The organism is Roseateles flavus (genome assembly GCF_039872765.1).
Lineage (GTDB): Bacteria > Pseudomonadota > Gammaproteobacteria > Burkholderiales > Burkholderiaceae_C > Roseateles_B > Roseateles_B flavus.
The window spans coordinates 102,843-128,249 of sequence record NZ_JBDPZC010000006.1 but is presented as its reverse complement, the minus strand read 5'-3'; the positions used below and the strand labels follow the sequence as shown (position 1 = coordinate 128,249).

18 protein-coding genes are annotated in these 25,407 nt (G+C 69.9%); 8 read left to right on the top strand and 10 right to left on the bottom strand.

Translation table 11 applies throughout. The features are described 5' to 3' along the window. Positions 1 to 6 precede the first annotated feature (6 nt). From ntrB to cobA, 6 genes are all read left to right on the top strand, one after another. The gene (ntrB, locus tag ABDJ40_RS13885; protein ID WP_347610644.1) at positions 7 to 885 is read left to right on the top strand and encodes a nitrate ABC transporter permease; all 879 of its coding nucleotides are present in this window, start codon (positions 7 to 9) and stop codon (positions 883 to 885) included. A gap of 121 nt (positions 886 to 1,006) precedes the next feature. Continuing rightward, entirely contained in the window at positions 1,007 to 1,822 is an 816-nt protein-coding gene (locus ABDJ40_RS13880) for an ABC transporter ATP-binding protein (protein ID WP_347610642.1), read from the top strand. 77 nt (positions 1,823 to 1,899) lie between these two features. Beyond that, on the top strand, positions 1,900 to 4,326 hold the full coding sequence (gene nirB, locus ABDJ40_RS13875; RefSeq protein ID WP_347610640.1) for a nitrite reductase large subunit NirB: 2,427 nt from the start codon (positions 1,900 to 1,902) through the stop codon (positions 4,324 to 4,326). 9 nt (positions 4,327 to 4,335) lie between these two features. After that, positions 4,336 to 4,731, top strand: a complete 396-nt coding sequence (nirD, locus tag ABDJ40_RS13870) for a nitrite reductase small subunit NirD (RefSeq protein ID WP_347610638.1) — start codon at positions 4,336 to 4,338, stop codon at positions 4,729 to 4,731. Positions 4,732 to 4,735: 4 nt separating this feature from the next. Beyond that, a complete protein-coding gene (locus ABDJ40_RS13865) occupies positions 4,736 to 7,528 on the top strand; it encodes a nitrate reductase (RefSeq protein WP_347610636.1) in 2,793 nt (930 codons plus the stop codon). Next, positions 7,525 to 8,325, top strand: coding sequence for a uroporphyrinogen-III C-methyltransferase (cobA, locus tag ABDJ40_RS13860; protein WP_347610634.1), 801 nt, complete (start codon positions 7,525 to 7,527; stop codon positions 8,323 to 8,325). Before ABDJ40_RS13865 ends, cobA begins: the two co-directional genes overlap by 4 nt. Here cobA and ABDJ40_RS13855 read toward each other — a convergent pair. The 8 genes from ABDJ40_RS13855 to nosZ form a co-directional block, all read right to left on the bottom strand. Beyond that, positions 8,304 to 11,651, bottom strand: a complete 3,348-nt coding sequence (locus tag ABDJ40_RS13855; RefSeq protein ID WP_347610632.1) for an EAL domain-containing protein — start codon at positions 11,649 to 11,651, stop codon at positions 8,304 to 8,306. The two genes, cobA and ABDJ40_RS13855, sit on opposite strands and share 22 nt — an antisense overlap. Positions 11,652 to 11,748: 97 nt before the next feature. Further along, the gene (locus ABDJ40_RS13850) at positions 11,749 to 12,411 is read right to left on the bottom strand and encodes a nitrous oxide reductase accessory protein NosL (RefSeq protein ID WP_347610630.1); all 663 of its coding nucleotides are present in this window, start codon (positions 12,409 to 12,411) and stop codon (positions 11,749 to 11,751) included. Between the two features lie 8 nt (positions 12,412 to 12,419). Further along, on the bottom strand, positions 12,420 to 12,968 hold the full coding sequence (locus ABDJ40_RS13845) for a nitrous oxide reductase accessory protein NosL (protein ID WP_347610628.1): 549 nt from the start codon (positions 12,966 to 12,968) through the stop codon (positions 12,420 to 12,422). After that, positions 12,965 to 13,792 (bottom strand): ABC transporter permease, encoded by an 828-nt coding sequence (locus ABDJ40_RS13840; protein ID WP_347610626.1) that lies wholly within the window; start codon positions 13,790 to 13,792, stop codon positions 12,965 to 12,967. Before ABDJ40_RS13840 ends, ABDJ40_RS13845 begins: the two co-directional genes overlap by 4 nt. Further along, positions 13,789 to 14,736: an ABC transporter ATP-binding protein gene (locus ABDJ40_RS13835; protein ID WP_347610624.1), complete on the bottom strand. Its 948-nt coding sequence runs from the start codon at positions 14,734 to 14,736 to the stop codon at positions 13,789 to 13,791. The genes ABDJ40_RS13840 and ABDJ40_RS13835 overlap by 4 nt, the downstream gene beginning before the upstream one ends. Next, positions 14,717 to 16,000, bottom strand: a complete 1,284-nt coding sequence (locus ABDJ40_RS13830) for a nitrous oxide reductase family maturation protein NosD (RefSeq protein WP_347610622.1) — start codon at positions 15,998 to 16,000, stop codon at positions 14,717 to 14,719. The genes ABDJ40_RS13835 and ABDJ40_RS13830 overlap by 20 nt, the downstream gene beginning before the upstream one ends. Further along, a complete protein-coding gene (locus ABDJ40_RS13825) occupies positions 15,997 to 18,660 on the bottom strand; it encodes a 4Fe-4S binding protein (RefSeq protein WP_347610620.1) in 2,664 nt (887 codons plus the stop codon). The genes ABDJ40_RS13830 and ABDJ40_RS13825 overlap by 4 nt, the downstream gene beginning before the upstream one ends. Positions 18,661 to 18,873: 213 nt before the next feature. After that, positions 18,874 to 20,796, bottom strand: a complete 1,923-nt coding sequence (nosZ, locus tag ABDJ40_RS13820; protein ID WP_347610618.1) for a TAT-dependent nitrous-oxide reductase — start codon at positions 20,794 to 20,796, stop codon at positions 18,874 to 18,876. A 250-nt stretch (positions 20,797 to 21,046) separates the two neighbouring features. On the opposite strand from nosZ, the gene ABDJ40_RS13815 reads away from it, so the two are divergent. Next, positions 21,047 to 21,481 (top strand): c-type cytochrome, encoded by a 435-nt coding sequence (locus ABDJ40_RS13815; protein WP_347610616.1) that lies wholly within the window; start codon positions 21,047 to 21,049, stop codon positions 21,479 to 21,481. A gap of 23 nt (positions 21,482 to 21,504) precedes the next feature. Next, positions 21,505 to 22,563 (top strand): FAD:protein FMN transferase, encoded by a 1,059-nt coding sequence (locus ABDJ40_RS13810; protein ID WP_347610614.1) that lies wholly within the window; start codon positions 21,505 to 21,507, stop codon positions 22,561 to 22,563. Between the two features lie 21 nt (positions 22,564 to 22,584). Here ABDJ40_RS13810 and ABDJ40_RS13805 read toward each other — a convergent pair whose 3' ends face one another. Both ABDJ40_RS13805 and ABDJ40_RS13800 read right to left on the bottom strand, forming a co-directional pair. Next, complete coding sequence (locus ABDJ40_RS13805) at positions 22,585 to 23,505, bottom strand: AraC family transcriptional regulator (protein ID WP_347610612.1); 921 nt, start codon at positions 23,503 to 23,505, stop codon at positions 22,585 to 22,587. 131 nt (positions 23,506 to 23,636) lie between these two features. Then, positions 23,637 to 25,292, bottom strand: coding sequence for a M64 family metallopeptidase (locus ABDJ40_RS13800; RefSeq protein ID WP_347610611.1), 1,656 nt, complete (start codon positions 25,290 to 25,292; stop codon positions 23,637 to 23,639). Positions 25,293 to 25,407 lie beyond the last annotated feature (115 nt).

Genomic DNA, 25,407 nt, shown 5'->3' with positions numbered 1-25,407 from the left:
GTTCCCATGGTGTCTGCCGTCTTCCATTCCCCGGGCGAGGCCAAGGCGAGTGCTGCGCCGCTGCCGGTCAACAAGCCCTTGCCGGCCCGGCCCAAGGCCCCGCGCCAGCCGCTGGACGTCTCGGCCCTGCTCGCCCGGGTGCTGCCGCCGGTACTGGGCCTGGCCCTGCTCATCGGCCTGTGGGCCCTGCTGACCTTCAAGGGCGGGCCCATCCCCACGCCGGCCGCGACCTGGGACTCGGCCGTGCAGCTCTTCAGCGACCCCTTCTATCGCAAGGGGCCCAATGACGTGGGCATCGGCTGGAACGTGCTGAACTCCCTGCAGCGCGTCGCCCTGGGCTTCGGGCTGGCGGCTGCGGTGGGCATCCCGCTGGGTTTCGTGATCGGGCGCTTCGAGTTCGCGAACCGCATGGTCTCGCCGCTCATCAGCCTGCTCAAGCCGGTTTCGCCGCTGGCCTGGCTGCCCATCGGCCTGCTGGTCTTCAAGAGCGCGGACCCGGCCGCCATCTGGACCATCTTCATCTGCTCGATCTGGCCCATGGTGGTCAACACGGCGGTGGGCGTGCAGCGCGTGCCGCAGGATTACCTCAACGTGGCCCGCGTGCTGAACCTGTCCGAGTGGAAGCTGCTGACGCGCATCCTCTTCCCTTCGGTCCTGCCTTACATGCTGACCGGCGTTCGATTGTCCGTGGGCACGGCCTGGCTGGTGATCGTCGCGGCCGAGATGCTGACCGGCGGCGTGGGCATCGGCTTCTGGGTCTGGGACGAGTGGAACAACCTGAACGTGCAGCACATCATCGTTGCCATCTTCGTGATCGGCATCGTGGGGCTGCTGCTGGAAACCGCCTTGGTCACCCTGGCCAAGCGCTTCACCTTCGAGGAATGACCACCCCGTACCGGCTTCGCCGGCCCCCTCAAGGGGGCTCGCCCGGTGGCCTGGCAGAGCCAGTTCCACGGGCTCTGCTGGACGTGTCGGGCCCGATGGGGCCCTCTGCAAGGAGGACGCAATGGCGCCGTTTATTCAAGTGCAACAAGTAGACATGGTCTACAAGACCCGCAAGGGCCCGTTCAAGGCCCTGGAAGGCATCAACCTGGACATCCGCCGCGGCGAGTTCATCAGCCTGATCGGCCATTCGGGCTGCGGCAAGAGCACGCTGCTGAACCTCGTCGCTGGCCTGCTGCAGCCCAGCCAGGGCGCGCTGCTGTGCGACCAGCGCGAGATCGCCGGCCCGGGCCCGGAGCGCGCCGTGGTCTTCCAGAACCATTCCCTGCTGCCCTGGCTCAGCTGCCTGGACAACGTACTGCTGGCCGTGGAGACCGTCTTCGCCGCCAAGGAGGCCCGGCCCCGCCTCGTGGCCCGTGCCCAGGCCGCGCTGGAGCTGGTGGGCATGGCCCATGCGGCCTACAAACGCCCGCATGAGATCTCCGGCGGCATGAAGCAGCGCGTGGGCATTGCCCGTGCCCTGGCCATGGAGCCCAAGGTGCTGCTGATGGACGAGCCCTTCGGTGCGCTCGACGCGCTGACCCGTGCCCATCTGCAGGACGAGCTGCTGAAGATCGTGGCCACCACGCGCAGCACCGTGCTGATGGTGACGCATGACGTGGACGAGGCCGTGCTGCTCTCGGACCGCATCGTGATGATGAGCCCGCCCACGCCGGACGGCCGTGCGGCGACCCTGGCTCAGGTCCAGCCGGTGCCGCTGCCCCGGCCCCGCAGCCGGGTGCAGCTGGCCGAGGACCCGGTCTACCTTCAATGCCGCAAGGCGGTGATCGACTTCCTCTACGCCGGGCACGCCCAGGCCGAAGCGGCACTGGAAGCCTGACCCCCGATTCACGCCCGATTCACGACCTGCATGCCTGCATCCGCCGCGGGCAGGGTCAGGTCTTGCCTGGAGCACGCATGAACAAGATGAAGCTGGTGATGGTGGGCAACGGCATGGCCGGTGTCCGCACCCTGGAAGAGCTGCTGAAGATCGCACCGGATCTGTACGAGATCACCGTCTTCGGCGCGGAGCCGCACCCCAACTACAACCGCATCCTGCTGTCGCCCGTGCTGGCGGGCGAGCAGACGCTGGATGAGATCGTCCTGAACCCGCTCAGCTGGTACGAGGAGCAGGGCATCACCCTGCACCTGGGCAAGGCGGTCACCGAGATCGACCGCCGCCGCCGCGTGGTGCGTGCCGCCGATGGCACCGAGGCCGCCTACGACCGCCTGCTCATCGCCACCGGATCCACGCCCTTCATCCTGCCGGTGCCGGGCAAGGAACTCGACGGCGTGATCGCCTACCGCGACATCGCGGACACCCAGGCCATGATCGAGGCCGCCACCCGCTACCGCCACGCGGTGGTCATCGGCGGCGGCCTGCTGGGGCTGGAGGCGGCCAACGGCCTGATGCTGCGCGGCATGGACGTCACCGTCGTTCATCTGGGCGACTGGCTGCTGGAACGCCAGCTGGACGAGCAGGCCGGCAGCCTGCTGCGCGAATCGCTGATCCAGCGCGGCCTCAAGTTCCGCCTGGGCACCCAGACCGAGGCGCTGATCGGCGACGAGAACGGGCGCGTCAGCCAGGTCCGATTCAAGGACGGCACGGTGATCCCCGCCCAGCTGGTGGTGATGGCCGCCGGCATCCGCCCCAACACGGCGCTGGCCGAGTCCGCCGGCCTGCTGTGCCAGCGCGGCGTGGTGGTCAGCGACACCCTGCAGACCGTCACCGACCCACGCATCTACGCCGTGGGCGAGTGCGCGGCGCATCGGGGCATCGCCTACGGCCTCGTCGCGCCGCTGTTCGAGCAGGGCAAGGTCTGCGCCACGCACCTGGCGCAGTTCGGCATCGGCCGCTATCAGGGCAGCCAGACCAGCACCAAGCTCAAGGTCACGGGCATCGACCTCTTCTCGGCCGGCGACTTCATGGGCGGTGAGGGCAGCGAGGAGATCCTGATGAGCGACCCGCACGCCGGCGTCTACAAGAAGCTGGTGATCAAGGATGACAGGCTGGTCGGCGCCTGCCTCTACGGCGACACGGTCGACGGCAGCTGGTACTTCAAGCTCCTGCGCGAGGGCCGCAGCATCGCCGACATCCGCGAGCGCCTGATGTTCGGCGAGTCCAATATCGGGGACGTCGGCCATGAGGGCCACAGCAAGGCCGCCGCCATGGCCGATGGGGACGAGGTCTGCGGCTGCAACGGCGTCAGCAAGGGCGCCATCTGCAAGGCCATCAAGGACAAGGGCCTGTTCACGCTGGAGGAGGTGCGCAAGCACACCAAGGCCAGCGCCTCCTGCGGCTCCTGCACGGGGCTGGTCGAGCAGCTGATCATGTTCACCGCGGGCGGCGACTACTCGGCCACGCCGCGCAAGAAGGCGATGTGCGGCTGCACGAGCTTCAGCCACCAGGAGGTGCGCGACGCCATCCGCGACCGCCACCTCACCCGCCGGGAGGCCGTCATGAAGGCGCTGGAATGGGCCAGCCCTGACGGCTGCCCGACGTGCCGCCCGGCCCTCAACTACTACCTGATCAGCACCTGGCCGCAGGAGGCGGCGGACGATCCGCAGTCCCGCCTGATCAACGAGCGCAGCCACGCCAACATCCAGAAGGACGGCAGCTACAGCGTGATCCCGCGCATGTGGGGCGGGGAGACCACGGCCGCTGACCTGCGCCGCATCGCCGACGTCGTTGACAAGTACGCCATCCCCACGGTCAAGGTGACCGGCGGCCAGCGCATCGACCTGCTGGGCGTGAAGAAGCAGGACCTGCCGGCCGTCTGGCAGGACCTCGGCATGCCCTGTGGCCACGCCTATGCCAAGGCCCTGCGCACGGTGAAGACCTGCGTGGGCAGCGAGTGGTGTCGCTTCGGCACCCAGGACTCCACGCAGATGGGCAAGGACCTCGAGCGCGCGCTGTGGCGCATGTACGCGCCGCACAAGGTCAAGATCGCCGTCAGCGGCTGCCCGCGCAACTGCGCCGAGGCCGGCATCAAGGACGTGGGCGTGATCGGCGTGGACTCCGGCTGGGAGATCTACATCGCCGGCAACGGCGGCATCAAGACCGAGGTGGCCGAGTTCCTGTGCAAGCTGCGCACGGCCGAGGAGGTGCTGGAGTACAGCGGCGCCTTCCTGCAGCTCTACCGCCTGGAGGGCTGGTACCTGGAGCGCACCGTGCACTACGTTGCCCGCGTCGGCATGGACCACGTCCGCCGCCGCATCCTGGAGGACGCCCCTGGGCGCCAGGCCCTGTGGGCCGAGCTGCAGGCCGCGTTGGCGAATGAACCCGACCCCTGGTTCGAGCACGACAAGGCGCGCGTGGACCTGCGCCAGTTCGAGACCCTTTGAGGAGCCGCCATGCACACAACATCCAACGACGGCTGGATTCCGGTCTGCCACCTCGACGACATCCCGCCCCTGGGCTCGCGCCGCATCCAGCGCCCCGAGCTGCCGGACGCAGCGCCCGTGGCCCTGTTCCGCACCTCGGACGACGAGGTCCATGCCCTGCTGGACCGCTGCCCGCACCAGGGAGGGCCGCTGAGCCAGGGCCTGGTCTTCGGCAAGGCTGTGGCCTGCCCACTGCACAACTGGACCATCGAGCTGCGCACCGGCTGCGCCCGGGAGCCGGACGAAGGCCGCACGCCGCGCTTCGAGGTGAGGCTGGTCGGGGGTCAGGTCTTGCTGCTGGCCAGCGAACTGGCCAGCCTGGGCACCGAAGCGCTCGCCCCAAGCACCTGCGGCCGCCGCTGCTGACACCATGATGGAGACGCGAAGCACCTGTGCCTACTGCGGCGTGGGCTGTGGCGTGATCATCCAGAGCGATGGCCGCCACATCACCGGCGTGCGGGGCGACCCCGAACATCCGGCCAACTACGGCCGGCTCTGCAGCAAGGGCGCCAGCCTGCACCTGACGGCGCGTCCCGAGGTGCTGGCCAGCCGCCGCCTGCTGACGCCGCGCTGGCGTGAGGACCGTTCGCTGCCCTGGCAGGCGTCGAGCTGGGACGGCATCCAGCAGCGCCTGGTCGAGCGCCTGCTGGCCCTGCGAGCGGCCCATGGCCCGGAGGCTCTGGGCTTCTACATCTCCGGCCAGCTGCTCACCGAGGACTACCACGCCTTCAACAAGCTGGCCCGCGGCCTCTGGGGCACGCCCCACATCGACAGCAACTCGCGCCTGTGCATGAGCTCGGCCGTGGTGGGCTACAAGAAGGCCCTGGGCGCCGACGCGCCGCCCTGCAGCTACGAGGACATCGAGCAGGCGTCCTGTCTCTTCATCGCCGGCTCCAACACCGCCTGGGCGCATCCCATCCTGTTCCGCCGCATCGAGGCGGCCAAGGCCGCGAACCCGGCGCTGCGCATCATCGTGGTGGACCCGCGCCGCACCGAGACCGCCGAGTTCGCCGACCTGCACCTGGCCCTGCGCCCGGGCAGCGACGTTGCGCTGTTCCAGGCCATGCTGCACCAGATGATCTGGCAGGGCTGGATCCGCCCCGACTTCATCGCCGCCCACACCGAGGGCTTCGAGGCCGTGCGAGCGCAGGTGCAGGCCATGAGCCCGGCCCGCGCGGCTCAGCTTTGCGACCTGCCCGAGGCGCAGATCATCGAGGCCGCGCGGCTGTTCGCGCAGAGCCCGGCCACGCTGTCGCTGTACTGCATGGGTTTGAACCAGAGCAGCGCCGGCACCGACAAGAACCAGGCCCTGATCCAGCTGCATCTGGCCAGCGGCCAGATCGGGCGGCCAGGCTGCGGGCCCTTTTCGCTGACCGGCCAGCCCAATGCCATGGGCGGGCGCGAGGCGGGCGGCATGGCCACCTTGCTGCCGGGGCACCGCGATCCCGCATGCCCCGCCGATCGAGCCGAGGTGGCGGCGCTGTGGGGCGTCGACTCGCTTCCTGCGGGCCCGGGAAAGACCGCCGTCGAGCTGTTCGAGGCGGCCGAGGCCGGAGAGATCAAGGCGCTGTGGATCGCCTGCACCGACCCCGCCCAGTCACTGCCGCACCAGGCCCTGGTGCGGGCCGCGCTGAAACGCTGCGAGCTGGTCGTGCTGCAGGACGCCTTCAGCGGCAGCGCCACCGCCGAGTTCGCCCATGTGCTGCTGCCGGCGGCGACCTGGGGCGAGAAGGAGGGCACGGTCACCAACAGCGAGCGCCGCATCAGCCGCGTGCGTGCGGCCGTGCCGCCGCCGGGCGAGGCCCGCAGCGACTGGCAGATCGTCCGCGACATCGCCCGCCGTCTGGAACCCTTGCTGCGCCCCGGCAAGCCCAGCCTCTTCGCCTGGGACGGTCCCGAGCAGGCCTGGCTCGAGCACCGCGAGGCCACGCGAGGCCGGGACCTGGACATCGGAGGCCTCAGCTACGCCCGCCTGGAGCAGGCGCCGCAGCAGTGGCCTTTCCCTGACGGGGAGGCGGCGGGCCAGGCACGGCTCTATCTCGACCACCGCTTCGCCACGCCCTCGGGGCGTGCGCGCTTCCATGCCATCGGCTGGCGTCCGCCCGTGGAATGGCCCAGCGTCGAGCGGCCGCTGCAGCTCTCCAGCGGCCGTCTGCGCGACCAGTGGCACAGCCTCAGCCGCAGTGGCACGGTGCCCGCCCTGTTCGGCGGTGCGCCCGAGCCACGCCTGGCCCTGCATCCGGATGAGCTGGTCCGCCAGGGCCTGGCCGAGGGCGAGCTGGCCACGGTGAGCTCGGCCCGGGGCCGCCTGCACGTCAGGGTGACGGCCGATGCGCAGCTGGGCCCCCGTCAGGCCTGGCTGCCCATGCACTGGGGCAGCGAGTACCTGCTGGGCCGGGACGAGGCGGGCGCGGCGCTTCAGGGCGTCAACGCCTTGAGCCAGGACCGCTGCTGCCCGGACTCGGGCCAGCCCGAGCTGAAGTACGCGACCGTGGGCCTGCAAGGCCTGGCCTTGCCCTGGCAGGTCCTGGGCGCTGCCCATGTGCCGGACGCACAGTCCGAGCTCCTGCACCAGGCCTTGCTGGCGCTGGGACGCGAGGCGGGCTATGCCTGCTGCGTGCCGGTGGCCAGCCCGGCGCCGGGCGAGACCGGCTGGCTGCTGGAGGCCGCCTTCGCGCAGGCGCCAGGCGCCGACTGGCTGCAGTCGCTCACCCAGGCCCTGGCGCTGCATGCTCCCGGCGCGCTGCGCTATGCCGACGGCCGCCGGGGCCATCTACGCCTGCTGCGACTGCAAGGGGAGGGCGAGGCGGCCCGGCTGCAGGCCTGGCTGCGCCTGGGCGAGGTCCGAGCAGGGCAGGGCGATGGCGCCTGGCTGGACGCCTGGTGGCGCGAGGGCCGCCCGGTCGCCGGCCTCGGCCGCCAGCTGCTGGCGCCCCAGGCGGCCGGCCCCAGCGCCCCGGGCAGCCCGGTCATCTGCCAATGCCTGGGCGTGCGCGAATCGCAGATCCAGGGCCGGTTGCGGCAGTGTCAAGACCTGACCCCGACCGACCGCCTGCAGGCCCTGCAGTCGACCTTGCGTTGCGGCACCCAGTGCGGTTCCTGCCTGCCGCAGCTGCGGCGCCTGGCCCAGTCCACCCCAACTTCCCTGGAGACCTCGTCATGAATGCACCCGCTTCCCCGCGCGGCCGCGTCAGCCTCGTCGGCGCCGGCCCGGGCGATCCCGAGCTGATGACTCGCAAGGCCTGGACCCGCCTGATGCAGGCCGATCTGGTCCTGGTGGACGAGCTGGTGGACCGCCGCATCCTGGCCGAGCTGCCGACCCACACGCGGGTGTTGCAGGTGGGCAAGCGTGGTGGCTGCGCGTCCACCGAGCAGGGCTTCATCCACGGGCTGATGATCCGCTCGGCACGCCAGGGCCTGCACGTGGTGCGGCTCAAGGGGGGCGATCCCTTCATCTTCGGGCGCGGCGGCGAGGAGATGGACGCGCTGCAGGCTGCGGGCATCGAGGTCGAGGTGGTCAACGGCCTCAGCGCGGGCCTGGCCGGGCCCAGCAGCGTGGGCATCTCGGTGACGGACCGCCGCTGTGCGCCCGGCGTGGCCCTGGTGACCGGCCACAACGGCGACGGCGGCCGCGCGCCGGACTGGGCGGCCCTGGCGCGCTCGGGCCTGACGCTGGTCGTCTACATGGGCGTGAGCCGTTGCGCCGGGATCGTGGCAGCGCTGATGGAAGGCGGGCTGGCCGCCAGCACGCCGGTGGCGGTGATCAGCGCCGCCCACACCGAGCAGCAGCGCGAGGCCTTCGGTGTGCTGGCCCTGCTGCCGGCCCTGGTCGCCCGCGAAGGCCTGGGCTCGCCAGCGGTGCTGGTCATCGGCGAGGTCACCGCGATGGCGCAGGCCCGCCAGTTCCTGAACGCCCATGCACAAGCGGACAGCCGCGCTCAGGCCTCCGGCGCCCGGTAGTCCTTCAGCCAGGCCGGGAACTGCTCCGCTGGCATCGGCCGTGCGATGAAGTAGCCCTGGCCGACGTCGCAGCCCATGCCCAGCAGGCGCCGCCAGTGCTCGTGGGACTCGATGCCCTCGGCCACGGCCCGGCGCCCGAGGTCATGCACCAGGTCGATGGTGGAGCGAACGATGGTGGCCGAGTGCTGGCTCACGGTCATGTCGAAGACGAAGGACTGGTCGATCTTGATGTAGTCCACCGGCAGGCGCTGCAGATAGGCCAGCGACGAATAGCCGGTGCCGAAGTCGTCCACGTACAGCGGAATGCCCGCTTCGCGCAGGCCGTGCAGGATGCCCAGCGCGAAGCTGGCGTCGTCCATGACGGTACTCTCGGTGATCTCCAGCTCCAGCGCACCCGGTGCGATGCCCCACTGCTGGTGCAGGCGCAGCACGGTGGGCAGCAGGTCCTCGTCCCGCAGATTGCGAGCCGAGAGGTTGACGGCCAGCGGCAGCCGGGGCCCCTCGGGCTGCCAGGCCTTGAGCTGCGCCAGCGTGCGGCCCAGCACCCATTCTGTGAGCGGCTTGATGAGGCCCGTCTGCTCGGCCAGGTCGATGAACTCGCCGGGCCCCAGCAGGCCATGCTCCGGGTGCTGCCAGCGCACCAGCACCTCGGCGCCGGACACCCGCCCTTCACGCATGTCCACCTTGGGCTGCACGAAGAGCCGCAGCTCGTCGCGCTCGATCGCCCACTTCAGCTCGCCGGCCCGCTTGAGCTTGCCGGGGTCGATGCGATCCATGCTCAGCTCGAAGGGCGCGCAGGGCAGGCCTTTGCGACGCGCATGCTGCATGGCGATGTCGACGCGGCGGAAGAGGTCATGCAGGTTCGTGCCGTCCTGCGGGCACAGCACGAGGCCCATGGTGACGTTGATGTGCAAAGGGATGTCCGCCACCACCACGGGCCGGGCCAAGGCCGGCTGCAGGGCGTCGATCACCCCTTGGGCCTGGGCCCGGTCACAGTCATCCAGCAGCAGTGCGAACTCGTCGCCGCGCAGTCGCGCCACCAGGGCCGAGCCGGGCGCCACGGCGCGCAGGCGGGCGCCGATCTCGCGCAGCAGCGCGTCACCCTGCTTGAAACCCAGGGTGTCGTTGATGTCCTTGAGCCGCTCGACATTGCATTGCAGCAGGGCGAAGCCCGGCTGTGCGGCATCCGCATGCCGCCGTTCCAGCGCCGCGGCCAGCGCTTCGTCGAGCGAGGTGCCATTGGGCAGGCCGGTCAGTGCGTCGGTACGCTCCAGCCGGTGCATGGCCGCGAGCGCCTGCTGACGTTCGGCGCGGGCGCGAAGGGTGTCCAGGCCGAAGGCCAGATCCTCGGCAGCCTCGGCCAGCAGGCGGCCCTCTTCCTGGTCAAAGGTCGAGGGCCGGCGGTCGTAGATGGCCAGCACGCCAACGCAGCGCCCGGCGGTGATCAGCGGGCAGGCCATCGCACAGGCCACGCCGCCCAGGCTGCGGTGCCACAACGCCTCGGCCGGGTCCTCGGCGACATTGCCCACGAAGGTGGCCAGGCCTAGGCGCATGGCGCGTGCCGGGGCGCCCTGGCCCTCGGGCGTGTCGGCCAGGATCCAGTCCTGGTGGCGCAGGAAGTCGAGGCCGGCAGCCAGGCCGCTCTGCGCCACGGCCTGCAGCCGTGCCGGGTTGTCGGGATGCGGCTGCCACACGATGGCGAGCTGGTAGCCACCGGCACTGACCACGGCGTCGCACATGCCGTCCAGCAGGGTCTGCTCGTCCTGAGCGCGCAGCAGGATCTTGTTGCCCGCGCTGAGGGTGCGCAGGGCCCGGCTGACGCGCTGCAGCTCGTCGACATGGTCCGCCAGGTGCTGATTCAGGACCTGGATGCGATGCTCGGCCTCCTTGCGCGGGGTGATGTCGGTGCCCAGCACGTAGTAGCCTTCCACCGTCCCGTCGGCCAGTCGGCGCGGCGCATGGCTGATGGCCTGCCAGACGCCGGGGAAGGGCTCCCAGTCGTAGTCCTGCGGCTCGCCGGCCAGCACCTTGGCAATCATGGGGGCGGCCAGCTGGTAGCGGTCCTCGCCCAGCACCTCCTGCACGGTCAGGCCGGTGAGGTCGGCCAGGGCCGGCGCAAAGCAGTCCAGGTACTGGCGGTTGACGTAGACATAGCGCAGGGTCTTGTCCACGTAGGCAATCATGGCCGGCACACTGCTGAGGACGTTGCGCAGATGGTCCTTGCTCTCCAGGAGCTGGTCGTTGCGCTCCTGGGCCGCGCGGTCGGACTGCGCCTTCTGCTCGCGCAGCAGGGCCTGCAGGGCCAGTTCGTCGGTGGTGTCACGGACCACGTACACCAGGCCCAGGAACTGCCTCTTGCGGCTCCATAGCGGCGCCGCCATCACATTGACCGCGCACAGGCTGGCGTCGGGACGCTGCAGCCGGGCCTGCAGGCCGCTGGCACGGACGGCCTCCGCCAGGCGCGTCAGTGGCATGGGCGAAGGGGGCTCGGAGTCGGCATCCACGAGGCTCAGCAGCTCGCCGACGTCGCGGCCCTGCGACTGGTCCAGCGGGCTGTCCAGCAGGTGCTCGGCCGCGGGGTTCATGCGCCGGACGCGGCCTTCGGTGTCGGTGACCAGCACGGCGTCGCCGATGGAGCGCAGGGTGACGTCCAGGTGCTCCTCGCGTTCCGCAAGGTCCTGCTGGTGCTCGTTGGCCGCTGCCAGCTGCCGGCGGATCAGCCCGTGGCTCGCGGCCAGCAGGGCCAGCATCGCGGCGGAGACCACCGCACCCGCCCAGCTCAGCTGCTCGCGGGTGCGGGTCTGGCGCTGGCTGTACAACTGCTGCTGGCGCACGGCCTCGCCCTCCATGGCGTCCAGCAGCGCGTGCATGCGCGCCCGGGTGGCCTGCAGCGGAGCCGACGCGGCAAAGGCCGATGCCGCGGACTGCCCTTGTTCCTCACGGAGCCTGACGATTTCGTTGGCGATGGCCATGCGCTCGTCGACGACCTGGCGCAGCTGCTGCCAACGGCCCAGCTGCGCGGCATCGTCCTGGAGCAGGCGCTGGATGCCGGCCAGGGCGGCCTCGCGGCGCACCATCTGGAGGTCCCGGGAACGGCGGTAGGCCGGCTGGCCGGTGAGGCGAAAGTTCTGGGTGTCCAGCTCGGACTGCAGCGTGCTGTTGCGCACCAGCGAGACCTTGGCGAGCAGCTGATGGGTCTGCGTCACCAGGCCCACGGCTTCATCGGCGTCGAGGTTGAGCTTGTAGAGGGCGGCGCACAGGATCAGGGTCGTTGCCAGCGCGGCTGCGAACACCCGGCGCACCGTCCGATCGAATCTGGTTGGCAATATCGGCCGCTCCATGGAAACAAGCACGCGAGTATGCGCTGTCACGCGCACCGATCCGGGAATTCGTCGGCAGCAGTGGGGTTATGCGCGCGGGCGATCAGCGCACCGTATGCGCGTGCCGCGGGCCCAATTCGCGCAGCGCAGGCGGCCATTGCGCGGGGGGCAGGGCCTGCAGGTGCTGCCAGGGCCACAGCTCGCCGCCATGGGCGACCTGCACGCGGCGGGCCTGGGTCGCATCCGGGAAGGCGGGCAGGGCGCCCCGCCGCATGGGCGTGCTGGCAGCGGGGGGCCAGGCGCTGTCCAGGATCAGCGTGCTGCTGTCCGCAGGGAGCCAGGCGACACCGGGGGCCGAAGCGTCGGCCAGATAGATGCGGGCGATGTCCGGCCGGCCGTAGCCCGGCGCATGGCGGCCGGGGTCCTGCAGATAGAGCAGCAGGTCCAGGGCGGCGTCGAAGAAGTGCGCGGCGCCGTCCCGGTAGATCAGCTGGCAGGCCCAGCGGGGCTGGCGGGCGGGGTACATGCCGCAGACCGGGCAGCGAGCCTCGGGCGGCGGCAGGCGGGCGGCCAGTGGGTCGCTGCCCAGGGCCGGCGTCCAGGCCTGCAGAGGGGCGACGCGGCAGATGTCCTGCGCATCGGCGGGCGCCTCGGCCCGGTCCTGTCGCCAGGCCGCGAAGGCGCCGTAGCTGCCGGCCAGGGCAGGCAGGCCCAGGCCCAGCAGCAGCCAGCGGCGGCTGAGGGGCAGGGGGCGCTGCGTAGCCATGGCGGGACTCACATCCGGCTGTCCTGCTGGGCGCCGCCGCTGAGATCCACCATGTCGGGCTTCAGCGCGGCAAAGGCGAGCACCTTGCCCCCGAAGGCCTGGGCGAAAGCCTGGGCCGCGGCCTGCTCCTTGAAGCTGGCGATGGTCGGGCCCATGGACCCCTGGCGCTTGCTGCCCAGCACGTAGAAGCCCTGGCGGACGTCAAACCAGTGGCCCCGCGGGATCTCCCAGTCGGCTTGTGCCATGTCCTGGGTGTAGGCGACGCGCACGGCGCGCTGCTGCTCGGGCTTGAGCAGCACGTTGAAGAGCTCGACGGTGTCGCAGAACCAGTGCGGCTTGCTCTCGCCCACGTAGAGGATCTGGCCCTTGGGGCCCGGGTAGTCGGCGAGCAGCATGCCGTCGAGGTCACAGCTGAGGCCGGCGATGATGTCGCTGGGCGCGGGCGGCGCCTCGTCCTGCTTGCCGCAGGCACTGAGGGTGCCGACCAGGCCGAGAAGTCCCAGGGCAAGACCCTGGCGACGGGTCAGCGCAGGCAGGCGGGTGGGCCGGGTGTTCATGGCTTGAATCTCCAGGAGGCAAGGGCCAGCGGGGCGAAAATCCAGCCCAGCATGGCGGTGGCCAGCAGCCAGGGCTGGCCCAGGCTGGGCGGCACCACCGCCGCCAGGCCGTAGAGGCGCCGGACATCGTCCAGCGCAAAGACGTTGAGGATGCGGAACAGGTCTGCCGGGTTCAGCAGCAGCACGTAGGCCAGGGCCTCGCCGCCCACCTGACCCTGGCTGGCCACCAGCAGGCCCATCAGCGCCAGGTCGAAGACCAGCACCAGCACGAACCACAGGCTGATGGCCAGGCCCGAGGCCCGGGTGCGGTCCCGCGCCAGCACCGAGATCAGCATCGCCAGGCTCAGGAAGGCCAGGCCCAGCAGCACGGAACTCAGCACGAAGCCGCTGTAGTGGTAGAGCGCGGACTGCCCGAAGCGCTGCCACAGCAGCACGCCCACCAGCGCGAAGCCGATCAGCGTTGACAGGCTCAGCGCCGCGGCCAGGCCCAGGTACTTGCCCAGCAGCAGCTCCAGCCGCGTCAGCGGATGGGCCAGCAGCAGGTCCAGGGAGCCGCGTTCACGCTCGCCCACGACGGCATCGAAGCCCAGCAGCAAGGCGATCAGCGGGATCAGGTAGATCACCAGGCTCACCAGGCTGGCGATGGTCAGCTCGATGGAGCGCGGCCCCACCACGCCCTGCGCGGCGCTGCCGAAATAGGTGATGGCCAGAGAAAAGGCGGTGAAGACCAGGGCCACCGCCAGCACCCAGCGGTTGCGCAGACGGTCGCGGAATTCCTTGCCCGCCAGGGTGGCCAGGGCATGCCATTGCAGTGCGGCGCTCATGCGGCCTCCCGGAGCTCGAAGTACACGTCTTCCAGGCTGGGCTCCTGGATGCTCAGGTCCGCCAGCGCCAGCGCGGACAGGCGCTGCAGCACGGGCATCTTCAGCTCGCGCGGGCAGCGCAGGCAGGCCTGCCCGGTGCCCACGCACTGCAGCTGCAGGCGCTCCATGAGGCCCGACAGCTGCTGGGGCAGTGCGTCCAGCTGGGCCGGCGTCCCGCTGAGCAGGAATCGAAGCGGCATGGCTGAACGCTCGCGCAGGGCCTGCACCGTGCCTTGGGCCTTGAGCCGGCCGGCGCTGAGCATGGCCAGCGCGTCCACGCGGCCCTGCAGCTCGGCCAGGATGTGGGAGCTGATCACCAGCGTCACGCCGCGCGCGCGCAGGGCGTCCAGCTGCTGGTAGAAGTCGCGGATGGCGGCGGGGTCCAGGCCGGTGGTGGGCTCGTCCAGCAGCAGCAGGCGCGGCTCTCCCAGCAGGGCCTGCGCAAAGCCCAGGCGCTGGCGCATGCCCTTGGAGTACTCGCGCACGGCACGGCGGCCGGCCGTGGCCAGGCCGACCTGATCAAGCAGAGGTTCGCACTGGGCCAGCGGCGCGCCCTTGAGCCGTGCGAAGAACTGCAGGGTTTCCAGGCCACTGAGGTTGTCATAGAGCACCAGGTTCTCGGGCAGATAGCCCAGCAGGCGGCGCAGCTCGCGAAAGCGCGGGCCGTCCACCGGCTCGCCCAGCACGCGCAGGCTGCCTGCGGTGGGGCGGATCAGGCCGAGCAGCAGCTTGAACAGCGTGCTCTTGCCGGCGCCGTTGTGGCCGATCAGGCCGAAGAGCTGGCCCGGCGTCACGTCGAGGTCCACGCCGTCCAGGGCCTTCAGCAGAGTGGGGCCGGCACCGTAGTGCTTGCAGAGGCCGCGCAGCTGCAGCACGGCCCCGCTGTCATTGTGCGAGCTTGTCACGCCAGGTACTCCAGTCGCGGTGTTGAGGGGTCATGCGCGGGGCGGCGTCGACGACGCTGGGCACCCGCAGCACGGGAAACTGCTGGCCCAGCACGCGCAGGGCCTGCACGGCGGGGCTGCCGCTGAGCAGGGCCATGGCCGGGTGCTGGTATTGCAGACGGTCGACCACGTCGTTGGCCTCGTAGGGCAGGTCGCCCAGGCCGTCGCCGTCGCGATCCCAGCCCTGGTAGTTGCTCCAGTGATTGCCCTGGCCCCGGCTGCCCTTGCCGTCACCCCAGGCCTCGTCACGGCTGCCCACGTAGCGCACCTGCTCGCGGTTGCCGATGAAGTCGTTGCCCTGCACGGTGTTGCGGGTCGAGCCGGCGCTGAGGTGCACGCCCACGGCGTTGTCCAGCACCAGGTTGTTGCGCAGGGTCGCGTACTCGACGTCGTAGATGAAGAAGCCGCGGCCATTGCCCACGACCACATTGCCCTCGATCACCGAGTCCTGCAGGGTGCGCAGCATGATGCCGTGGTCGGTGTTGGCCCAGGTGCGGTTGTTGCGCACGGTCTGGTCCCGCACTTCCATCAGGGCCAGGCCGCCGCGGTTGTGATGGCTGTCATTGCCCTCCCACAGGTTGTAGTAGGAGTTCATGTAGTGGGTGCCATAGCGGCTGTGGTGCAGCTCGTTGTCCTTGAACTCGGCATGGTGGGAGACGTCCACATAGAGTGCGTCCCGCACGAAGCTGATGCGGTTGCCCAGGATGCGTGCGCCCTGCGTGTTGTAGAGCTGCACGCCGTTGCCGCGCTGCGAGGTGTTGAGGTCGCGCAGGCCGGTGATGTTGTTGCGCTCGACGCGGACATCGTCGGCCTTCTCGATCCACAGGCCAAAGAGGTTGTAGACGAGCTCGCAGTCCTTCACCACGGCGCGGTGCGAGCCCGGCTGCAGGTAGATGCCGGCGTGCTGGTCCTTGAGGCTGTGGCCGCTGTCGCGCACGATCAGCCCTTCGATGCGCACATCGGGCGCCGTCACGCGGATGGTGTCGCCGCGCCGACCGCCGCTGAGGGTGGGGCGGTCGAGGCCACGCAGGGTCAGGGGCTTGGTGACGCGAAGGGACTCGTCGTGAAAGGCCCGCTCGATCTCCACCACGTCGCCCGCCGCGGCGCGGTCCAGCACCGGCTGGATGGCCTCGCCGGGCTTGACGCGCCAGGTGGCCGCCCACGTCGCGCCACTGAGCAGCAGGCCCAGCAGCGCCGCGATCCACCTTGCAGTAGGAGGCTTCATGGCAGCAGCACTCCCATCGCCTTGAGCAGCAGGAAGCAGCTGGCGCCCAGCAGCAGGTTCTTGAAGCCCACGTAGCTGAGCATGTCCATCACGCTGGCGCGGCGGTAGTTCGCCTGCCACCAGGGGCCGTCCTTGACGTAGCGGCGGCCCTGCAGGCGGATCAGCACCTCGTAGACGCTCCAGCCGAACCACCAGAGGATCAGCGCGGGGCCGGACAGCCGCCCGGTCGCTGCCAGCACCCAGGCCACGCTGGCCGCGAGCGCGAAGGCCACGCCGGCGAGCAGCAGGGCACGAGGGCCGCGCAGGCTCTGCGGGCTCCAGGGCCAGAGGTGGTCGCGCAGCTCCAGCAGCAGCCAGCGCAGGCCGGTGGCATCGGCCTTGTGGGGCGGCTGCTGCGGCTCGGTGGGCATGCGCGGGTCCGGTCCCTGGGCCACCTTGGCCGGCAGTTCCGGTGCCACGGGGGTGAGGGGGATGAAGTAGCCGTCGCGGCCGATGGGCGTGATCAGCAGACCGTCGCGCTCGCGGCGCTTGCGCTCCCTGGCCAGCGGCGGGCAGCCGGCGGCGTCGGTGTAGAGCACCATGCAGTCCAGGCAGTGCAGGCACTCGCGGTGGTCGATGCGGCCGGCCGCATCGATGGCCTGGGCGCCGCAGCCCACGGCGCAGGCCTTGCAGCTGTTGCAGTCCATCTTGCGGCGCAGGCCGAACCAGCGGAAGGTGCTGGGCATGGCCAGGGCGGCGCCCAGGGGGCAGATGTACTTGCAGTAGGGCCGCTCGACGAAGAGCGAGACGCCCAGCAGCGTGCAGACGAAAAGCCCGTAAGGCCATGCCCGGTGCAGGATGCCGACGAGGAAGGTGGTCTTGAAGGGCTCGACCTCGGCCAGCATCTCGGCCGTGCTCATGGACACCATGGACACCGCCAGCAGGCCGAAGAAGATGCCGTACTTGAGCCACTTCAGCCGGTCATGCACGGCCTGCGGCACGCGGCGCTGCCAGCGCTTCAGGCCCAGCTTGCCGCCGATCTTGTACAGCGCTTCCGAGAGCGAGCCGAAGGGGCACATCCAGCCGCAGAAGAGCCCGCGGCCGAACAGGAAGACGGTCAGGATGATGAAGATCCAGAAGACGAAGATGAAGGGGTCGGAGAGGAACAGCGACCAGGTCCACTGGAACAGCAGCGCATGGAACCAGGTCAGCACCTGCGTGATGGAGGGCTGGGCCATCACGCCGAAGCCCACGAAGCTGATGGACAGGGCCCAGGCGCTGTACTTGAAGAGGTTGACCGGCCACTTGTTGCGGTGCGTGGCGCGGCGCGTGAGGCGTTCGCGCAGGGCATAGACCACGGTCACGGCCAGCAGCAGCACGATGAAGGCGGCGATGCCAGGGGCACGCGCCTTCCAGACGCGGCGCCAGGGCGCCTCGTCCTCCTCGACCTCGGGCCGGCCGCCCTGCATCAGCTCGGCGGGCAGCCAGTACCTGGCTTCGAAGTTGGCGAAGCTGCGCTGGCCCGTGGCACGGTCCACGCGGTTGCCCAGGAAGGCCAGCTTCCAGGGATAGGCCGCCGAGAAGCTCGGCGCGCGGATGATGAAGATGGCCGACTCGGTGTAGCCCGGCGCTCCCGCAGCTTCGAGGCCGTAGAGGTTGAGGTAGTCCAGGTCGCGGAAGGTGAAGGACTCGGCGCCCTGGCGCACCTGCACGCGGTCGTAGATGCCGCCTCGCACGAAGCCCGAGCCTTTGAAGGACTCGGCACCGGCGGTGCGGATGATGAAGAAGGCCTGCTCATGGGCCTTCAGGCGGCTGCGCAGGTTCTCGTAGCCGGTCGTGCCCAGCAGGCTGCGGCCGAGATCGGGATGGTTCAGGTCACCGAACCACAGCTCGATGAAGGGTTCGGAAGCGCGATCCAGGCCGACCTGCTCCGGCCGCACCTGCAGGCGCTGCACGGCGCCCAGCTTGATCAGCTGCTCCCAGCTGTACCTGGTGCCGGCCTCGATGGCCTTCAGCGGCTCGCGGTGCACCGGCGAGATCAGCCCCACCTGGCGCGCCACGGCACTGCTGGAGAGCTGCATCACCTGGTTCTGTGCGATCACGGTCACGGTGGCGCCGGAGATGGCGTCCACGCCCAGCACCTGCTCATCGGGGCGCGAGGGGCCGACCTCGATCTTGTCCCGCACCGACTTGCCCACGTACTGGTGGTTGAAGTTGACCAGGGCGGCTTCGGGGATGCCCAGCAGCAGGATGGGCTCGGAATGCTTGAGCACCTTGACGCCCACATAGCGGCCTTCGCGGTCCATGCCGATCAGCGTGACCACGGGCTTGCCGGAGTAGGCGGGGGTGTCGGTGATGTCGGTGGACAGCATCACATAGCCCAGCAGCGGACCATGCGCTTCGCCGTTGTGAGCCGGGCCATAGGCCTCGACATAGGGCGGCTGCCCCTTGCGCGGCGAGAAGCTCACCGCGCCCGGGAACACCGCGGCACAGTCCAGCTTTGCGCACAACTCCGGCGCCGTGGCCAGGTCATCCGGCAAGTGGGCCTCATAGGCCTGATGCGTGCCGCGCTCCTGCGCCCTGGCCGCAGACGCTTGATCTGCCGCAAGCGCCAGACGCGCGAATCCGCCAAGAAAAAGCGCGGCCCACAAGGCCGCGATGAAACGAAGAACTACCGACATCTTCTCTTTCCCAACCTGTCGAATGGTCTCGAGTCACCCGACAAGCACTCCCATCGAAAACGTGTCCGGACCAGCCAGCCCATCCCAACCGAGCCCGAGCGCCAAAGCGCGCCCGGCGCAGCCGTGGCGCCCCCAACGGAACCCGAGGATCCGGCTCTGCCGGTCCTACGGGTTCGCCCCTTGAGGGGCCGGCGAAGCCGGTAGGGGTGGTCGTTATTCCACAATCATGCGAGTCCGCATTTCCAAGTGCAGCGCATGGCAGAAGTGCGTGCAGTAGCACCAGAACACGCCCGGCTTGTCCGCCACAAAGGTCACCGACGCGGTCTCCAGCGGGTTCACGATGAAGTTCACGTTGTACTTGGGGATCGCGAAGCCGTGCGTCAGATCCTCCACCTTGTCCAGGTTGGTCAGGATCAGCGTGACCTCGTCACCCTTCTTCAGCTTGAACTCGCGCATGCTGAAGGCCGGAGCCTGCGAGGTCAGGCGCACGGTGACCTTCTTGCCATTGCGCTCGACGCCCGACTCCTTCGGGTCCTTCACCGCCAGCGGGAAGTCTTCGAGCGCGTAGACCTGCTTGGGCTTGACCAGCTCGCGCTTGAAGATGATGAAGTCATGGGGCTCGCCACGCACCGGGTGGTCGGCCATCAGGACCATCTTGTCGCCCGAGATGTCGATCATCTGCTCGTTCTCGGGGTGCAGCGGGCCCACCGGCAGGAAGCGGTCCTTGGAGAACTTGCAGCCCACGGCCAGGTACTTGCCGTCAGCAGCGCGGGTCTCGGACTGGCTGGCGTTCAGGTGGCCCGGCTGATACTGCACGTCCAGGCGGTCGACCACGTACTTGGCGCTCTTGTCACCACCGTGGAACTTGATGGCGGCGTCCACGTTCCACTTCACGACCTGGCTGTCCAGGAAGAGGGTGGTGTAGGCGTTGCCGCGGCCGTCGAAGGCAGTGTGCAAGGGGCCCAGGCCCAGCTCGACCTCGGCCACGATGGCCTTGTCCGCGCTTTCCAGCTTGCCGTCGAAGTAGTCCAGCACCTTGGCCAGCTCGATCACGGTGGCGGTGGGCGAGAGCTTGCCAGCGCAGATGAAGTACTTCGCGTCGGGGCTGGCGTTCACGCCGTGCGGGTTCTTGGGCACGCTCACGTAGGCGGTCAGTGCGGTCTTGGGGTCCTTGTTGGACTCGCGGGTGCCGTCGACGACCGGCACCTTGGAGTCGCCATAGGTCTTGAACTTGCCGGCCTTGACCGCGGCCTCGATGCGGGCCACGTTGAAGAAGAGGCAGGCGTCGCGCTCGGCGGACATCATGTCCTCGTACTTCGCCCCCATCTCGGTGTTGTACTGGTTGGTGGCGGCCAGCTTGCCGTCATAGGACGTGGCCACCAGGTCGCAGTTGCCGTCGATCAGCACCTGCCAGCGGACCTCCATGGTCTCGGCGTCCACGCAGCTGAAGAGCGAGCGGTACTTGCTGCTGTCCTCGGTGCCGGTATTGGGCAGGGGGATGGCGAACTCGCCGCCGCAGAAGACGCGGGTGGTGTAGTTGATCTTCGGATCGACCGGGTCGGCCTTGTCCGGGAAGATGCCGTGGAAGCCCTGCACATTGGGCAGCTCGGTGATCTTGTCGCAGACGAAGTAGTCCAGGCGGATGCGGGCGATGCGGCTGTTGATCTTGTCGTTGACCCAGGCGTAGCGGCCGTCGTAGTTGCCGTCCTTGTAGGAGGCGTGGACGTGATGGGTGTCGGCCACCGTGTAGCGCAGGCTGCCGTCGGCCTTGGTGCCCATCACCTTCTTGGATTCATTGGTGATGCCCCAGCCCACCAGGGCGTCAGGGTTGAAGCAGGGGATGCGCAGGATCTCGCGGCCCGAAGGCAGGCCCAGCACGCGGACGTCACCGGTGTGGCCGCCGCTCCAGAGGCCGTAGTAGCTGTCCAGCTCACCGGGCTTCAGGTGCGAGGCATTGCCACCGCCGTGAGCGGTCGCCGCGGGGGCACTGCCTGCGGCTGCGGGGGCGCCTTCGCTCTTCTTCTCGGCGCATGCGGCGACGCCCAGCGTCAGGCCGGCCAGCGCCGCGGAGTTCATGAATCGGCGACGTCCCAGGCCGCTGGATTCCTCGTTCGTCAACTTCTTTTCGTCCTTCATGGGGTGACCTCTGGTGAATGAAACGCAGGCTTCGGGACGCGGCGCCGCAGCGCTGGGGGAGGACGTCCTCGATTGGCCTGCATCGTCTGGAAAGCCAGGGTTCCCCTCCTTGATCCAGTTCAAGGTTTGAAACTTTTCTGAAAAATATAGCTTTAACGGAAACGGCGCTCTTGTGCGGCCGCTCCGAGATGCACAGAATCCGCCCTGTCCGGCCCCTGCATCGCAGCAGCGGCCATTGCGGAGAGCACACATGACTCAGATTTCCAGCGGCCGTCAGGCCACCCGTACGCTGATCAGCACCCTGATCGTCCTGGCCGCGGCCAGCCTCGCCGCCTGCGGCAAGCAGGACGCCCCGTCCACCTCCTCCAGCACCGCGGCCCCTGCGGCCAGCACGGCGGCTCCGGCCCCTGCGGCCGCGCCTGCCGCGGAGAACACCGTTGGCAAGTCAGTCTTCGGCAAGACCTGCTCCATGTGCCATGCCGCTGGCGTGGCCGGCGCGCCCAAGCCCGGAGACAAGGCCGACTGGGGCCCGCGCATCGCCCAGGGCAAGGACGTGCTCTACAAGCACGCCCTCGAGGGCTTCACCGGCGCCAAGGGCATGATGCCCGCCCGCGGCGGTGGCGCTTCGCTGACCGACGACGAGGTCAAAGCCGCCGTCGACTTCATGGCCGACCAGTCGCGCTGAGTGAGCCCGAGCCGGAGGGACACATGATGCAAAGGCGTCAATGCCTGCGCCGCCTGGGGCAGCTGGCGGGCGGCCTTCAGTTGATGGCCTGGAGCGCCGTCGCGCTGCCGTCTCATGCGCGCGGCGCGGCCACGGCGTGGCAGGAGAGCCGGGTGCTGATGGGCACCCGGGTCGATCTCACAGTGAGCGCCGTGCCCGAGGCTCTGGCCCGCGTGGCCATGGCCAGGGCCTGGGACCGCATGAGCGCGCTCGCAGCGATGATGAGCCGCTTCGAGGCGGGCAATCCCCTGGACCGGCTCGCCAACGCGGCGGGGCAGGGTCAGGTCTTGCCTCTTCCCGGCGAGCTGATGGCCGTGCTGCATGCCGCGCTTCAGCGCGCCCAGGACAGCGGCGGCCGCTATGACCCGACCGTGGGCAGCTACCAGGGCTGGGACTTCCGCCCCGGCATGGAGCACCGCCCCGGCGAAGGCGAGCTGCAGGCCCAGCGCCCGCTGAGCGGCTGGCGTCACCTGACGCTGGACCTGCGCCGGCAGCGGGCCTCGCTGGACCGCGCCGGCGTGCGCCTGGACCTCGGCGGCGCGGCCAAGCTGCCCATCCTCGAGGCCGGCCTTGCCGTGCTGCGCGAGAAGGGCGTCGCCAACGCCTTGCTCAACGGCGGAGGGGACATCCTCACCCTGGGCCAGGCCGAGGCCGGTCGCCCCTGGCACGTGGCCCTGCGCGACCCACGCGAGCCCACGCGCTGGCTGGGCGTGCTCGACATGCCCGCCAGCGGCGCCGTGCTGGCCGCCTCGGGGGACTACGAGCGCTGCTTCGAGCGCCAGGGGCGACGCTTCCACCACATCCTGGATCCGCGCAGCGGCGAACCCAGCCAGGGCCTGCATGGCCTCGCGCTGCTGGGCCGCAGCGTGGCCGAGCTCAACGCCTGGGGGCCAGCCATGATGGTGGCCGGACCGGCCCAGGCGCGCCGCTGGGCGCAGGGCCTGCAGGGCGTCGAGCTGATGCTGGCCGGGCCCGGCGAGGGGCAGGGCTCGCAGCAGCTCTGGACCAGTGCCGGACTTGCCCGGCAGCTGCAGCGCGCCTGAAGGCCGGGGAGCCCCCCGGCCTCAGTGCACCCAGGGCTCCCAGGGCCAGGGCATCGGCCCCGAGGCCTGCGCCGTCCACTGGCGGCGGTAGGCCGAGGGCGCCATGCCCACCACGCGCCGGAACTGGCGGCTGAACTGGGCCTGGTCGTAGAAGCCGCAGCCCAAGGCCACGTCCATCAGAGACTCCTCGTCCTGGCGCAGCAAGGCGCAGGCGGCCCGCACGCGGTGGCGCACGATGAACTCCTGCGGGCTCATGCCGAACACCCGCCGCACCAGGGCCGAAAAGCGCGCCTGGCTCAGGCCCGCCATGTCGGCCAGCTGGGCCACGCTGTGGCGGCGCTCGCAGGTCTTGGTCATGGCGTCGACGGCCTCGACCAGGGTCGCGTCGCTCGCATCGCGGCGCAGGCCGGGCACGTCCTTGGAGAGGCACAGGATGCCATGCAGCTGCCCGCTGGCCGAGCACAGCGGGTACTTGTGCGTCACGCACCAGCCTGAGCCGCCGCCCGGCAGCAGGATGGGATCCAGCTGGTAGAGCAGGGGACTGCGCCGGCTCAGTACCCATTCGTCCTGGGCCAGGTAGCGGCGGGACAGGGCATCCGGCCACAGTTCCGTGACGGTACGACCGCGCAGGCTTGCATCCTGCGGCAGGCCCAGGCGCTGCAGCAGGGAGGCATTGAACGAGACATAGCGTCCCGCCCGGTCCTTGACCACGAAAAGAAAGCCGGCCAGGCCTTCGAACAGCATCGCGGTCTGCGCAGCGCCGAACAGCAGGGCCTGCTCTGTGGCGGCGTCGACGCGCGCCTCTTCGCCCCGGGGCAGGCCGGGTCCTTCGCACCAGGGCCGCCCTGGCGCGGGATGATCCACGCCCGGCGGCTCGACTTCGGGCCGGTCGACTTCGGCTCGCGTGGGCGGCCGGCACGGGGCACGCATGCTTTCCTGCATGTTGGGCTCCTTCCTTGCACTCTCTCCGTGCCGGATGTTGACGCAGCGCCCCGCCTCGCGGGGGCGCCTGGCGCCTGGTCTCAGGGCATGTCCGCATGCGGGTATCCCTGATTGCCGGGCGCCAGGGGGCGTCACTTGGGGAAGGTGTAACTCAGCGTGAACGCACCGCTGCCTGCATAGGACTTCACCTGGGCGTAGTAGTAGCCCGCCGTGCCGTTGTAACTGATGGATTCAACGGAGGTGCTGCCCTCGCTCTTGGCCGCCACGGCCCAGGCGCTGCCATTCCATTTGTAGAGATAGAGGTCGAAGTCCGTGCCCGCGGGGCCGCTCAGCTTGAGCGTGAAGGTGCCGCCTGCCGTACTCTGGTAGTAGCCGTTGCCGCCGCTGGGGTAGCTTGCGGAGGCACTGGTGCCGCTGAGCGTGCCGTTGACGGTCACCGAGCCGTTGCCATTGCCCGAGCCGCCCGTGTAGTTGTTGAAGACCTGCCCGGCGCGCGCCTCGTTGACGGCATGCCAAGGCTGGCCCAGGGCCCGCATGCGCGAGTTTTCCGTGGGGCGGTACAGGCCGCTGGTGCAGTACTTGGCGCCTGCGAACAGGCCCACCGTGCCATTGGCATAGCTGCCCGGCTGGGTGGGCACCGGCGTGCCGCTGCTGATGAAGGAGGCCCACTTGGCCGCGCTGCGCGTGCTGGCCCGCGTGGCATTGGCTTCGCTGGGTTCGGTGCTGGCATCGCAGGTGCCGTAGTCGTATTCGTCCGCCAGCTTGAAGGCGGTGTGGCCGATCTCGTGCAGGGCAATCTCGATGGACTGCGGGTGCATGGTCATGGTGCCGATATTGCCGCCGGCGCCGCCATAGGTCGTGCTGTTGGCTACCACGATGATGACGTCGCGCGCGTCCGCCGTCGTGACGGTGCCGACGGCGGTGAAGACCTTGCTCTCGTCGGCACAGACCAGGCGGTCGATGCCGTAGCAGCCGATCACCGTGCCCAGGGCCGTGTTGCGGGTGACCCCGCCCTCGCTCACGCCGGACTGCGGGCTGACGATGTCCACACGGCGGATGTTGATCGAGTTCTTGTAGCTCGCGAACAGCGGATCAGCCAGGATGCCGGAGCTGATCTTCTGGGCGTCGGACACCCACTTGCTCTGGTCCGCGCTGGCATAGCCGTCGCCGATCAGCACGATGTCCATGCGCTGGCCGCTGGCGCCGCTGTTCCACAGCACGGTGCTGCCGGTGGGCGTGGCCAGGCTGCTGACGAGGCCGCGCTGGCTGGCGTCCAGGGCGCTTCGCGCGGCCAGCTGGTCCAGCTCGGTCCGCGCCAGGCGCTTGAGGGGCGTCGCGCCGGCCAGCGCATTGCGCGCGGCCAACTGGCTGCTGTGCTCGACGATGTCCACGCTCTGGACCTGGGCCGACCAGGGCAGGCGCAGCTCCACGCTGCCGTCGCGCTGCAGGGCGCGGGCCTGCTGGATCTGGCCGGTGGCCGGGTTGAACACCTCGGCCCACTGGCGGCTGGGGTGCGCGATGCTGCGGCGGAAGAGCTCCTGGCCCCTGGCATCGCGGGCGATGAGAAGCAGGTCGCCGTCGCGCGCCTCGCCGGGCTGGGCCTGGCTGGCGAAGCTGCCTTTCTCGGCATGACTGATCTGCAGGCCCGCCGCAGGGTTCAGCGGGTCGTGGCGCAGGCGCAGCAGCAGGTCCTCGGCCTGCGCGGTCGATGCCAGCGCGAAGGGAAGGGCCAGGAACAGGGGAAGCGGCGACCGCAGGCGTCGACGCAGCGCAGGGGATGTCTTCATGGGACTGTCTCGCAGGTGTGTTGTGAAGTGGTCCGGCCTCCCTCTCGAGGCAGGCGGCGCGGCATCGTGGCCGCCGTGCGATCTTGTCGGGGCCCCGGCGCCTCGCCTTGTACGG